Source organism: Paenibacillus sp. NPDC093718 (genome assembly GCF_050279985.1).
Classification (GTDB): Bacteria; Bacillota; Bacilli; order Paenibacillales; family Paenibacillaceae; genus Paenibacillus_AQ.
In genome coordinates this window covers 435091-447746 of sequence record NZ_JBNNUS010000001.1, presented here as the reverse complement: position 1 = coordinate 447746, position 12656 = coordinate 435091, and the positions used below count along the sequence as shown (strand labels likewise).

General features: G+C 48.6%; 14 protein-coding genes. All 14 read left to right on the top strand.

Translation table 11 applies throughout. The features are described 5' to 3' along the window. The first annotated feature begins 17 nt into the window (after window positions 1–17). The 14 genes from ACQKPA_RS02155 to ACQKPA_RS02090 are packed head-to-tail and all read left to right on the top strand — an operon-like array spanning window position 18 to window position 12645. Entirely contained in the window at window positions 18–242 is a 225-nt protein-coding gene (locus ACQKPA_RS02155; protein WP_326094818.1) for a flagellar FlbD family protein, read from the top strand. Next, the gene (locus tag ACQKPA_RS02150) at window positions 239–703 is read left to right on the top strand and encodes a flagellar basal body-associated FliL family protein (protein ID WP_427488990.1); all 465 of its coding nucleotides are present in this window, start codon (window positions 239–241) and stop codon (window positions 701–703) included. Before ACQKPA_RS02155 ends, ACQKPA_RS02150 begins: the two co-directional genes overlap by 4 nt. Before the next feature lie 35 nt (window positions 704–738). Further along, window positions 739–1737 carry a flagellar motor switch protein FliM gene (gene fliM / locus ACQKPA_RS02145; protein ID WP_100538068.1) on the top strand — a complete coding sequence of 333 codons (999 nt, stop codon included), beginning with the start codon at window positions 739–741 and terminating at the stop codon, window positions 1735–1737. After that, a complete protein-coding gene (gene fliY, locus ACQKPA_RS02140) occupies window positions 1727–2986 on the top strand; it encodes a flagellar motor switch phosphatase FliY (protein WP_427488988.1) in 1260 nt (419 codons plus the stop codon). The genes fliM and fliY overlap by 11 nt, the downstream gene beginning before the upstream one ends. A gap of 29 nt (window positions 2987–3015) precedes the next feature. Further along, window positions 3016–3381, top strand: coding sequence for a response regulator (locus ACQKPA_RS02135; RefSeq protein ID WP_006211317.1), 366 nt, complete (start codon window positions 3016–3018; stop codon window positions 3379–3381). Window positions 3382–3392: 11 nt separating this feature from the next. Then, window positions 3393–3917, top strand: coding sequence for a flagellar biosynthetic protein FliO (locus ACQKPA_RS02130; RefSeq protein WP_427488985.1), 525 nt, complete (start codon window positions 3393–3395; stop codon window positions 3915–3917). Further along, complete coding sequence (gene fliP, locus ACQKPA_RS02125) at window positions 3914–4666, top strand: flagellar type III secretion system pore protein FliP (protein WP_427488983.1); 753 nt, start codon at window positions 3914–3916, stop codon at window positions 4664–4666. The genes ACQKPA_RS02130 and fliP overlap by 4 nt, the downstream gene beginning before the upstream one ends. A gap of 40 nt (window positions 4667–4706) precedes the next feature. Further along, a complete protein-coding gene (gene fliQ, locus ACQKPA_RS02120; protein ID WP_071220092.1) occupies window positions 4707–4976 on the top strand; it encodes a flagellar biosynthesis protein FliQ in 270 nt (89 codons plus the stop codon). Window positions 4977–4987: 11 nt separating this feature from the next. After that, window positions 4988–5776, top strand: a complete 789-nt coding sequence (gene fliR / locus ACQKPA_RS02115) for a flagellar biosynthetic protein FliR (RefSeq protein WP_427488981.1) — start codon at window positions 4988–4990, stop codon at window positions 5774–5776. 20 nt (window positions 5777–5796) lie between these two features. After that, complete coding sequence (gene flhB, locus ACQKPA_RS02110; RefSeq protein WP_427490232.1) at window positions 5797–6885, top strand: flagellar biosynthesis protein FlhB; 1089 nt, start codon at window positions 5797–5799, stop codon at window positions 6883–6885. Between the two features lie 24 nt (window positions 6886–6909). Continuing rightward, entirely contained in the window at window positions 6910–8943 is a 2034-nt protein-coding gene (gene flhA / locus ACQKPA_RS02105; RefSeq protein ID WP_427488979.1) for a flagellar biosynthesis protein FlhA, read from the top strand. Beyond that, window positions 8940–10385: a flagellar biosynthesis protein FlhF gene (flhF, locus tag ACQKPA_RS02100; RefSeq protein ID WP_427488977.1), complete on the top strand. Its 1446-nt coding sequence runs from the start codon at window positions 8940–8942 to the stop codon at window positions 10383–10385. Before flhA ends, flhF begins: the two co-directional genes overlap by 4 nt. Then, complete coding sequence (locus ACQKPA_RS02095) at window positions 10382–11272, top strand: MinD/ParA family protein (RefSeq protein ID WP_427488975.1); 891 nt, start codon at window positions 10382–10384, stop codon at window positions 11270–11272. Before flhF ends, ACQKPA_RS02095 begins: the two co-directional genes overlap by 4 nt. 38 nt (window positions 11273–11310) lie before the next feature. Beyond that, a complete protein-coding gene (locus ACQKPA_RS02090; protein WP_427488973.1) occupies window positions 11311–12645 on the top strand; it encodes a protein-glutamate methylesterase/protein-glutamine glutaminase in 1335 nt (444 codons plus the stop codon). Window positions 12646–12656: the final 11 nt, after the last annotated feature.

The following is a 12656-nucleotide window of genomic DNA, read 5'->3' as shown; positions in this document are numbered from 1 at the left end:
AAACAAGGAGGCTGTCCATGATATCGGTAACGAGGTTAAATGGTTCGCAGTTGTGGCTTAACGCGCTGTTGATAGAAATGGTTGAGGAGACTCCTGACACCTACATTACATTGATTAATGGAAAACGCATGATTGTGCTTGAAAGTGCAAATGAAGTCATCGCTTCCGTTAAGGCGTATCATCACGAGGTAGGCATTCATCAAGCTACCATTAAAGTGCAGCAATTGGAGGAACCTTCATGAAAAAGATGCTTCCCTGGTTAATTACGATCCTGTTATCCATTACGCTGATTGTTCTGGCGATCTTCCTATTGTCGGATAAATTACTTGGCGATAACGGTAAAAGTCAGGCTTCAGCCAATGCAGCGGCTTTACCCAAGTTTTCTGCCGATGAGATCGTGGCGATGACATCGGAAATCGCCGGGATCAAGACGAATTTAGCCGATCCAAACTATATCGCCCAGATGTCCTTTGCTTTCCAGCTTAATGACAAAAAAGCAAAGGAAGAATTCGAAAAAATCAAGAATATCAAGATTAAACCGATCATTATCAAGACGTTGGCCGATACGAAGCCCGAATTACTGAATGATTCGAAGGGGCGCGAACAATTTAACGCTAAGCTGGTGAATCTGGTTAATAAGTCGTTAACGTCTGGACGTTTAATTCAAATTGAAATGACAGATGTTATCGTCACTGAAATCTAGACTGTTCGTCGGACGACCTGTAAGGGGGTGAGTAGATGGTTGATGTTTTATCGCAGAATGAGATCGATGCCTTATTGGCCGCTCTCTCTTCAGGGGAAATGGATGCTGAAGAACTGAAAAAAGAGGAAACGCAAAAGAAAATTCGTTCTTATGATTTTAAGAGGGCACTCCGGTTTTCCAAGGATCATATTCGGAGCTTGACCCGCATTCACGAGAACTTTGCACGATATTTGACCACATATTTTTCGGCACAATTACGTACTTTTGTGCAAATCAACGTGGTGCAGGTGGAACAGCTTCCATATGATGAATTTATTCGCTCCATACCCAAAATGACAGTGCTTAATATATTCGAGGCGGAACCGCTTGTCGGGCGCATGGTGCTCGAGGTCCATCCGAACATTGCTTACGCGATGCTGGACCGTTTGCTGGGAGGAACAGGCATTGCTCCTTCTTCCATCAGCTCGATGACCGAAATCGAGACGATCATCATGGAACGCATTTTCAGCCGGGCATTCGACAGTCTGCAAGAAGCATGGAAAACGGTGCTGGACATCTCACCGCGGCTTGAAGCATTGGAAACGAATCCGCAATTTATGCAGATTGTTTCTCCAAACGAAACCATTGCGCTAATTTCCCTTAGCACCAAAATCGGAGATACCACGGGGATGATTAATCTGTGTATCCCCCATGTGGTGCTGGAACCGATCATGTCCAAGCTTTCGGCGCATCAATGGTTTATCTCGGAGAAAAAAGCGAGTGTTCCAGAGGAAGTTGATGCTCTTAAGCAGCGTGTAAGCAAGGCCAAGCTTCCGATTGTTGCCGAGCTGGGCGTTTCACAGCTTACCGTGTCCGAATTTTTAGGACTGAGCGTCGGCGACGTCATCTCATTAAACAAGCCGATGCATGATGGACTTTCCATTAAGGTTGGGGACAGATTAAAGTTTATTGGCAGTCCCGGAACGATAAAAGACCGGGTTGCTGTACAAATCGATGAAATTGTCATCGAAGGAGCTGAAGAATTTGACGAGTAAAGACTATTTATCCCAGGAAGAAATCGACGCTTTGTTAAAACAGTCGGAAATGGCATCACCAGCATCAATTCCTTCGGCGGCGACTGTCGATGATGTATTAACGCCTTTAGAGCAGGACGCGCTCGGCGAGATTGGTAACATTACCTTTGGCAGTGCTGCAACCGCTCTGTCCACCTTGCTGGGCAAAAAAGTGGATATCACAACACCCAAAGTGTCGATCATTAAGCGAAGCGAGTTTGAGGAAGAATTTCCGAAGCCGCATGTAGCGGTACATGTTACTTATGTGGATGGATTTGAAGGAATTAACTCTCTAGTCATTAAAACACGCGATGCTCAGGTCATTGCCGATCTGATGTTAGGCGGGGAAGGCAACCCCGTGGAAGAGGAACTGAACGAGATTCATATCAGCGCCGTTCAGGAAGCGATGAACCAGATGATGGGCTCTTCCGCAACGAGCATGTCGACGATTTTTAACCGGTTTGTCAATATATCGCCGCCAGGCATTGACATTCTGAACATGGCAAAAGGTGAAGGGGTTAACAACCTTCCGCCGGATGAAACACTGATTAAGATTTCATTCCGATTAATTATCGGTGACCTTATTGATTCAACCATTATGCAACTGCTTCCCGTTCATTTTTCCAAGGATATGGTTCACATGCTTATCAACGGAACGGAAGAGCCTCAGCCTGCGAAGCAGGAAGCCGCGCCGGCGGTGGAAGCACCTGTCAGTACCCAGGAACCGGCTCAAGCACCGGCTAACCCTGTGAATGGCAATGATATGGGCCAAGGATACGACTACGGACAAGGCTACAGCCAGCCAATGCAGGGACAGGGAGGACCGATCCCGCAATCCATGCCATATGGACAGCCGCAGATGCCTTACCAAGCGCAGCCGCAACAATATGGCGGCATGCCGAATCGCAATGTGAATGTACAGCCCGTACAGTTCGCTAATCTGCAATCTGCGCCCTACACCCAGGTGGATGAAAACAATCTGAACTTACTGATGGACATTCCCCTTAAAGTCACCGTAGAATTAGGGAGGACTCAAAAGCAAATTAAGGATATCCTGGAAATGTCGCAAGGTTCGATCATCGAGCTGGACAAGCTTGCCGGTGAGCCTGTAGACATCCTTGTCAATCATAAACTGATTGCAAAGGGCGAGGTCGTTGTCATCGATGAGAACTTTGGTGTACGCGTGACGGATATCGTGAGCCAATGGGACCGGATTCAAAAATTACAATAGCACAAACATTTTAGGGAGGATTTTTATCAATGGCTAACCGAATTCTGATTGTGGACGATGCTGCATTTATGAGAATGATGATCCGTGACATATTGGTCAAAAACGGATTCGAGGTTGTGGGAGAAGCACAGGACGGTGCGCAAGCAATCGAGAAATTTAAAGAACTTCGTCCAGATCTGATTACGATGGATATTACGATGCCGGAAATGGATGGTATCGCAGCGCTGAAAGAGATTAAAAAAGTCGATGCGAATGCAAAAGTGATTATGTGCTCTGCCATGGGCCAACAAGCAATGGTTATTGATGCGATCCAAGCTGGAGCCAAAGACTTTATCGTTAAACCGTTCCAATCGGACAGAGTCATTGAAGCCATCAATAAGACGCTTGGCGTATAAGGATTCTTCTTATGATGATGGCAGCTTCTGATGGATTAGGCTCAAGTAGTACTACCGGGTATTATTTACAGTTATTTTATGTCTTTATCGTACTTGCCATCATCATTGCGTTGATCGTGTTCCTGATTCGCTTTCTCAGCAGAAAGAATCAGAGCTGGATGCAGGGCCGCTCCATTCGTACTTTGGGTGCGGTTGGGATGGGCCCTAACAAATCCCTTCAGCTCGTCGAAATTGGGGGCAGCATCTATGTGATCGGAGTTGGCGAAGACGTCCGGTTGGTGGACAAAATTTCTGATCCAGCTGAAGTTGCGCTTATCCAAGCTGCATTTGAACAGGATTCTGGAATACATAATGGGGCACTGCCGCCTTTTATAACGAAACTGGCGGCAAAACTCCGTAAAGACAAACCACCGGAAGAAATGGAATTGGACGATACATCTTCTTTCCATGAAGTGTTCGAGTCCAAGCTGCGCAGCGTACCGAACCGGAAAGAAAAGGTCGAAGAATTGCTGCGGGAGGATCATAAAGATTCATGAATAAAAAGATCTCGTACGCTATCGCGATTTTCATATTGATTGGATTTCTGTTTTCCCATACGGCATTTGCGGATCCGATTCCAAACATCGATATTCAAATCGGCAATGAGGGAGACACACCGGGGACAAGCTCCTTGTCCTTGATACTCCTGATCACCATTCTTAGCATTGCACCGGCAATACTGGTGCTGATGACTAGTTTTACACGGATTGTAATCGTGCTTGGCTTTGTCCGTACTTCGCTCGGCACACAGCAAACACCGCCAAACCAAGTGTTGATCGGCCTGGCTCTGTTTCTTACCTTATTCGTAATGGCTCCGACGTTATCGTCGATGAATGATGTAGCGCTGCAGCCCTATCTGAAAGGTGAGATTACCCAAGCGGAAGCGCTGGATAAGGCTCAAGATCCCATGAAGAAGTTCATGTTCGCGCACACGCGGGAAAAGGATCTATTGTTGTTTATGAATTATACAGGCGCAGAGAAACCCGAATCTTACGAGGATATTCCATTAACGGTTCTGGTACCGGCATTTGCCATAAGCGAGCTGAAGACGGGCTTTCAGATGGGCTTTATGATCTTCATTCCGTTTCTGGTCATCGATATCGTGGTTGCCAGCGTGCTTATGGCGATGGGTATGATGATGCTGCCGCCGGTCATGATCTCGCTGCCATTCAAGATATTGCTCTTCGTTTTGGTAGACGGCTGGTATTTGGTTGTGAAATCCATGCTGATGAGCTTTAACACGTAGCGATAAGCGGCAAGTAATTCGAATACAGGGGGACTTAGCCGTGAGCGCTGAATTTATTATCGGTCTGGCAGGACAAGCGGTTTATATTGTGCTCCAGGTGAGCGCACCGATGCTGGTTCTCGCACTGGTTGTCGGACTTATCATCAGTATTTTTCAAGCGACAACACAAATCCAGGAACAGACGCTGGCTTTCGTACCAAAAATTATTATCGTACTTATATCATTATTGCTGTTTGGTCCTTGGATATTAACGACGTTAGTGGATTTTACCCACGGAATTTTGGACAATCTCTACAAATATATCGGATAGGCTGAGTGTCCATGGAATGGTTGCAGCAAAGTTTACCTGTTTTTATGCTTATATTTTGTCGAATAACAGCTTTTTTTGTAATATCGCCAGTGTTTACTTCACGCGGTATACCCCCTTCTTACAAAATAGGCCTTTCGGCCATCATCGCCCTGATCGTATATTTTTCTTTCGGGCTCGGAGAAGTGGTTCCGCAAGATCTGTCTTACGTCATATTAATTGTCCAGGAAGTATTGGTTGGACTGCTGCTTGGTTTCACTGCTTATCTTATTATGGCCGTCGTCCAAACGGCAGGAGCATTAATTGACATTCAGATCGGGTTCAGCATGGCAAATGTCATCGATCCTTTTACGGGGACTTCCAGCCCATTAATCGGTAACTTCAAGTATTATCTTGCTCTACTGGTGTTTCTGAGCATGAATGGTCATCACTACCTGTTTGATGCGATTATGTACAGCTATGATTGGATTCCGATTACGGGGGATGTGTTTGGGAAGATTCATGACGGCAATGTGACGGATTTTCTCGTACGGACATTCTCGCACTCTTTTGTATTGGCGCTTCAAATGGCCGCTCCGCTGGTAGCAGCCCTGTTCCTGACCGATGTCGGGCTTGGCTTTCTGGCAAGGACGGCACCGCAGTTCAATGTGTTTGTTATCGGGATTATCGTCAAAATCATCGTTGGGCTCGTGCTGCTGATGCTGCTCATGCCAATGCTGGTGTCACTATTTGATCATCTGTTTGCCAAAATGTTTGAAGCACTCCGGCAGCTACTCGGCGTTCTTGGCGACGGGCCGACTTAAGGAGGATGGAGGTGAAGCGGATGTCATACCGGTATCCGGTCGACTTACAACTGTTCGCTGGCGAAAAGACGGAGAAAGCCACACCGAAGAAACGCCAGGATACACGTAAGAAAGGCCAAGTTGCCAAAAGTATGGAGGTATCGGGTGCATCGGTTTTGCTGGCCGCATTCTTTTGCTTGTTAATTTTCGGCGGGTATATGAGAGACCGCACCGTTCGACTGTTTACCGACATTTATATTAATCGGCTCTCCATGGACGTAACGAAAGACAATGTGATGCAGTTATTCGGGGAGTATGGTGTTCAAATCTTGCTTCTGCTGGCTCCGTTGTTTATCTCGGTGTTCGTTGTTGCGCTGATCGCCAATTACTTGCAGGTCGGATTTATGCTGACGGGCGAGACTTTGAAAATGAAGTTCAGTAAAATCGATCCCATCAAGGGGTTCAAGAACATATTCTCGATGCGTTCCTTGGTCGAGTTTTTGAAATCGGTCATTAAACTGACCATCATCGGCTACCTCGTGTACACCACCTTGTGGGCTGCCAGGGAAGGATTATCGTCCTTGTCGACGATGGGCCCCGACACCATTTTTCATTTCGTGGCGGATATCACCATGGCACTGGGTTTCAAAATTGCCATCGGGCTGATCATTCTGGCCGTTTTGGATTACATGTATCAGAAATATGATTACGAAAAAAACATTCGAATGTCCAAACAGGACATCAAAGACGAGTACAAGAAGATGGAGGGCGATCCGCTGATTAAAGGAAAGATCAGGGAACGCCAGCGTCGGATGGCCCTGCAGCGGATGATGCAGGAAGTACCGAATGCCGACGTTATCATCACGAACCCGACCCACTTTGCAGTGGCGATCAAATATGACGGGTCCATGATGGAAGCTCCGCAAATCATTGCGAAGGGTCAGGATTTCATGGCCTTGCGGATTAAAGAAATAGCGAAGGAACACGGAATTATAACGATGGAAAACAAGCCGCTGGCACGCGCTTTGTACCAACGGTCGGAAATCGGGGATTCGATTCCGGGAGACCTGTTCCAGGCCGTAGCGGAAGTGCTGGCCTATGTATATAAACTAAAAGGTAAAGTGAAATAACTTGGGACCGGAGGCGTCAGTGCAGTGAAAATAAAAGATCTATCTGTCCTTGCGGGTGTCATTGGCATCGTACTCATGATGATTCTTCCGATCCCGGTATGGCTGCTCGATGTACTCCTGATTATCAATATCTCGCTGGCGCTCATTATCTTGCTGGTGGCGATGAATACGAAGGAAGCCTTGGATTTCTCCATCTTCCCTTCCTTATTGCTCATCACGACACTATTTCGCGTAGCGCTTAACATTTCGACAACGAAGCTGATCCTGTCGGAAGCTAATGCGGGCGAGGTTGTAGCCACGTTCGGTAAGTGGATAGCGAATGGCGAAATTGCGGTTGGATTCATCGTCTTCTTGATCCTCGTTGTCGTACAGTTCATCGTCATTACCAAAGGCTCGGAGCGGGTAGCAGAGGTTGCGGCAAGATTTACGCTCGATGCGATGCCTGGTAAACAGATGAGCATCGATGCGGATCTGAACGCAGGTTTGATCAATGAGCAGCAAGCCAGGGAGCGGAGAAGAAAAATCGAACGGGAAGCCGACTTTTACGGGGCTATGGATGGTGCAAGTAAATTCGTTAAGGGTGACGCCATCGCCACGATTGTCATCATGCTGATCAACCTGATCGGCGGATTTATCATCGGGATCTCGATTCACGGAATGTCATTCGGAGACGCGATGAGCACATACTCCATCCTGACGATCGGGGACGGATTGGTCAGTCAGATTCCGGCGCTTTTGATTTCCACTGCGGCGGGACTGATTGTTACAAGAGCTTCTTCGGAAGGGAATCTGGCGGAGGATCTGACAGGGCAGCTCTTCTCATACCCTCATCTATTGTACATTGTTTCAGGCACCGTTCTGTTGCTAGGGATTTTCACACCTATTCACCTGATTACGACCGCACCGATTGCGCTCATCCTATTTATTGCGGCACGGAGGATGCAGAACAATCTGGATCGCAAGCAGGTCGAGGTGGAGCAGATGGAGGAGGAACAACAAATCGAAGAGGTTCGAAGTCCGGAAAGTGTGATCAACCTGCTTCAGGTTGACCCGATCGAATTCGAATTCGGGTATGGGTTGATTCCGCTCGCAGATGCGCAGCAGGGCGGAGACTTATTGGACCGGATCATTATGATTCGGAGACAATGCGCACTTGAGCTGGGACTTGTCGTACCGGTAATCCGAATTCGCGACAATATTCAACTAAAACCGAATGAATATGTCATAAAAATAAAAGGGAATGCTGTCGGCGGCGGTGAATTATTATTAAATCACTACCTCGCCATGAGCCCTGGATACGAGGATGATTCCGTAACGGGGATCGAAACGACTGAACCGGCCTTCGGGCTCCCTGCGCTTTGGATAGATGAAGCCATGAAAGAGCGGGCGGATCTTGCCGGATATACCGTTGTCGATCCACCGTCCGTTGTGGCTACCCATTTGACTGAGTTGATTAAGAGACATGCCCATGAGCTGATTGGACGCCAGGAGACCAAAGCATTGGTTGACAACATCAGAGAAAGCTATCCGGTCCTTGTGGACGAGCTCATTCCTTCCGTGCTGACCATTGGAGAGGTGCAGAAGGTATTGGCTAAGCTGCTCCGCGAAAAAATCTCCATCCGGGACATGGTCACGATTCTCGAGACCCTTGCGGATTATGGACACTACTCGAAGGATCCCGATGTCCTTACCGAATATGTAAGACAAGCTCTCTCCCGGCAGATCACCCAGCAATATGCTCAAGAGGGAGAGGCAATGCGGGTCATCACGGTTGGACCGCAGCTTGAGAAGAAGATCGCCGAAAGCGTCCAGCAGAGCGACCAAGGAAGCTATCTTGCCATGGACCCGGCATCGACACAGAGCGTGTTCCAGAAGCTCAGTGAACAGGTTAACCGGATCATTCAGATGGGGCAGCAGCCTGTTCTTCTTACCTCACCGGCCATAAGAATGTATTTAAGGCAGGTTATTGAACGAAGCATGCAGGATATTCCGGTGTTGTCTTATAGTGAGCTGGAGCCGAACGTCGAAATTCAAAGTGTCGGAGTGGTGAACTTATGAGAGTGAAGAGGTATATCGTCGACACGATGCCTGAGGCGATGCAGCACATTCGTGCGGATTTGGGTGCAGACGCCGTCATATTGAGTACAAAGGAAACCAAGGTAGGCGGATTTCTGGGTATGTTTACCCGCAAAAAGATCGAGGTGATCGCGGCGGTAGAGCAAGCGGAGAAATCCAAAGGCTCTGCTCCTGTGAAGTCCAAAGTTACGCCTGCCGTACCTTCTGGTTCCGTACCCAAGGCCTATCAACGAACGGCTGAAATGTCGAAGCCTGGTTCACAAGCCTCAACGATTTCCGTGAATAACACGGATTCAGCCTCCGGTATACAGCAGGAGGCTGACTATAGTCGTTTTGCAGAGATGCTTAGCCAGGTTGCTGCTTCCGAGGAGGCCGTTAACAGGCACAAGGATGAAGCGGGTCATGTGCAACAGTCTGCAGCAGCACAAGCCGCGATGCAAAGCGATCAAGCGGAAACGGCTGCATCTGTTGAACCAATGAAGTCTGTTATGTCATCTCGCGGAGGACAGCAGGAGCCATTAAGTTCCCGTTTGGGAATTAGCGAGTCCGAACAAAGAGTCCTTGAAGAGCTTAAGGAAATGAAGGAATGGATTGCTCGATTATCCAGGCAAAATCTCGAAGCGCAGCAGCTTCCCGAGCCGCTGCATTTCATTCGGGATCAGCTGCTCAAGCAGGATCTTTCGGCCAAGCTGACGGAAGAGTGGCTCACTGCCGCTGAAGAAGCCTGGCAAGCCAGTCATATGCAGATGAGCGAGGCCGAGCTGCAGAACGTGATCCACAAGCAAGCCGAGGCGTTCCTTGAGGGGCGTATTGGTGGCGGAGTTCAGCCCGAGACCCGGATTGTATATATTGCCGGACCGACAGGGGTCGGCAAGACAACCACAATCGCGAAGATCGCTGCGGAGCAGCTGTTCCGTAACCAACGGAAGGTAGGTTTTATCACTTCCGATACGTATCGGATATCTGCCGTTGAACAGCTGCGCACCTATGCATCCATCCTCAATGTGCCGATGGAAGTCGTGCAATCGCCTGGTGATATGCAGCGAGCCCTTCAGAAGCTGCAGGATTGTGATTTGGTGTTGATGGATACAGCAGGCCGGAACTATCGGAACGAGCTGCTCGTTTCCGAGCTTCAAAGCCTGTTCTCCCATTCGGATCAAAGCGAAACCTATCTTGTGCTCAGCCTGACCTCCAAGAGCAGCGATATGATCGAAATCGCGGATCATTTCAGCAAATACGAACTCGATAAGGTCATTTTCACGAAAATGGATGAGACCGGCAGCTACGGCTCCTTGTTTAATCTGATTGATGCCCATAACCTTCGCTTGTCCTATATGACCAATGGTCAAAATGTGCCGGATGATCTGTTGATGGCCGACAGCGAGCGGTTATGCCATCTGCTGCTGGGAGAGGTTCGCACATGACGGATCAAGCTCAATCGCTTCGCCAGCTGGTTTCTTCTCAGCAGTCAGGGAACAGCGGTAAGGCAGCATCCCCAAGAACCGCCAAGATTATTACGGTCAGCAGCGGAAAGGGCGGGGTGGGGAAATCCAACTTTACGCTGAATTTTGCGCTGACTTTACAATCGATGGGCAAAAAGGTATTGGTGTTTGATGCCGACATCGGGATGGCAAACATTGACGTTTTGATGGGCGTAAGCTCCCGGTACAGCTTGTATCATCTCATTCGCCGGGAGAAGAGCATTGAAGAAGTGATTCAATATGGACCGGACAAGCTTCCTTACATTGCCGGAGGTTCCGGTTTGGCTGACATGATGTCCCTGTCTGAAGAGGAAATGAATTATTTTATTTCACAGATTGAAATTATTTCCTCGGAAATGGACTATATCATTTTTGACACGGGAGCTGGCTTGTCCAAGGAAAATATGAGGTTTATTACTTCCGCTGATCAATGCCTTGTCGTCACAACGCCGGAACCGACGTCCATCACAGATGCTTATGCCCTAATCAAGGTGGTGCACGGCATGGAATGCCAGGTTCCGTTCAGCCTGATTGTCAATCGTGCGGGTGATGACCAGGAGGCACGGGAAGCAGCGGGCAAAATTATTTTGACGGCCCAGCGTTTCCTGGATATCGACATCGAGCTGCTCGGTTCGATTGCCGATGATACGCATGTTGTCCAGGCGGTTAAGCGGCAGGTCCCATTTACAGCAGCTTATCCGCGATGTAACGCCTCCAGTGATATCAGACGGATCGCGCTTCGCTACATGACCGTCCCTGCTGCCACAGAGCCGGAAGCTCCGAAGGGAATCAAAGGATTTATGCATCGGTGGCTCAAACGTACGAAATGATTCTTTGCTTGGATTAATGGAAACTGAGGTGGACATCTATGAAGCCTTTTCGTGTGCTTGTCGTTGACGATTCCGCATTTATGAGGAAAATCTTTTCCGATTTCATCGAGCGCGACCCGTCTTTTCAGGTTGTCGGAACAGCTGATAACGGGCTTGACGCCGTTCGGAAAGTAAAGGAATTGAATCCGGATGTCATTACACTGGATGTAGAAATGCCGGAAATGAACGGCCTTGATGCTCTGAAGCTGATTATGGAATCAGGCCCCCGTCCGGTCATTATGTTGTCGGGCATTAATGAGCAAGGCATGAAAGAGACCATTCTTGCCCTTGAGGCAGGAGCATTTGATTTTATACGAAAGCCTTCCATTTCTAATGCGCTTGATATTGAGCAGGTGCGTTCAGAACTAATGAAGCAACTGAATGCGGCGATGCAGGCTAAACAGCGGAGGGCATTGTGGGAAGAAGAAGAGCAGAGACGACGGAGTGCGGACATAACGGTTCCTCTTTCGCCAAAGCCTTCTGACAAAACGCTGATCAAGAAGCCGCAGGTGAATGAGAAGAGAACGACGGCCCGCCAGACCGACCAACGGAGCAGGCTAAAGGAAGCGCCCCGTATCCCGCCATCTCGAACTGTGGAGAAGAGGGTGTCTACTGTTGCGGAAGGAGCAGAGCACGCTGGATCAAAGCGAAAACAAGCAGATCGTAAGCCTGTTGCAGACTTTGTTCCAGCTGCGCTTCCAGAGAACGGGAGTCGTCACCGTGAAACGAAGATACCGCAATCAACGGAATTGACGGATTTGGTTGCGGTGGGCTGTTCGACCGGCGGGCCAAGAGCATTGAAAGCTTTTCTCGAGCCTATTCCCGGTGACTTCTGTGCCCCGATTGTCATCGTTCAACATATGCCGCCGAGTTTTACCAAATCGCTTGCACAGCGCCTGAATTCATTCAGTCAGCTGGAGGTCATGGAAGCAGAACAAGGGATGATATTGGAACCGGGCAAAGCCTACATTGCTCCGGGAGGCAGCCATATGAGGGTTTGCCGCTCGGACAGCGGCGCTTACCAAATCAGGATCAGTGAGGATGAGACCCGCAACGGTCACCGTCCATCTGTAGATGTGCTGTTCGAATCCTTACTGCCATTGACCATGATTAAGCGTCATGCGGTACTGATGACCGGCATGGGAAGCGATGGAGCGAGAATGATGAAGAAGCTTTACGATACAGGAGTGACATCCACCTACGCGGAGAGCGAACAAACCTGCGTCGTATACGGGATGCCGAGATCAGCTGTTGAACTCGGTTGTGTAAGCCACGTTCTGCCACTACATGATATCGCACCTAGAATGGTTCAAGCTGTAAATAACGGAAAGTGAACTTGAAGAGG

Bases quoted from the DNA above. Each gene is read 5' to 3' on its own strand.
- ACQKPA_RS02150 (WP_427488990.1), top strand. From the start codon at position 239: ATGAAAAAGATGCTTCCCTGGTTAATTACGATCCTGTTATCCATTACG.
- ACQKPA_RS02130 (WP_427488985.1), top strand. From the start codon at position 3,393: ATGATGATGGCAGCTTCTGATGGATTAGGCTCAAGTAGTACTACCGGG.
- fliP (WP_427488983.1), top strand. From the start codon at position 3,914: ATGAATAAAAAGATCTCGTACGCTATCGCGATTTTCATATTGATTGGA.
- fliM (WP_100538068.1), top strand. From the start codon at position 739: ATGGTTGATGTTTTATCGCAGAATGAGATCGATGCCTTATTGGCCGCT.
- ACQKPA_RS02090 (WP_427488973.1), top strand. From the start codon at position 11,311: ATGAAGCCTTTTCGTGTGCTTGTCGTTGACGATTCCGCATTTATGAGG.
- fliR (WP_427488981.1), top strand. From the start codon at position 4,988: ATGGAATGGTTGCAGCAAAGTTTACCTGTTTTTATGCTTATATTTTGT.
- flhB (WP_427490232.1), top strand. From the start codon at position 5,797: ATGTCATACCGGTATCCGGTCGACTTACAACTGTTCGCTGGCGAAAAG.
- ACQKPA_RS02135 (WP_006211317.1), top strand. From the start codon at position 3,016: ATGGCTAACCGAATTCTGATTGTGGACGATGCTGCATTTATGAGAATG.
- flhF (WP_427488977.1), top strand. From the start codon at position 8,940: ATGAGAGTGAAGAGGTATATCGTCGACACGATGCCTGAGGCGATGCAG.
- ACQKPA_RS02095 (WP_427488975.1), top strand. From the start codon at position 10,382: ATGACGGATCAAGCTCAATCGCTTCGCCAGCTGGTTTCTTCTCAGCAG.
- ACQKPA_RS02155 (WP_326094818.1), top strand. From the start codon at position 18: ATGATATCGGTAACGAGGTTAAATGGTTCGCAGTTGTGGCTTAACGCG.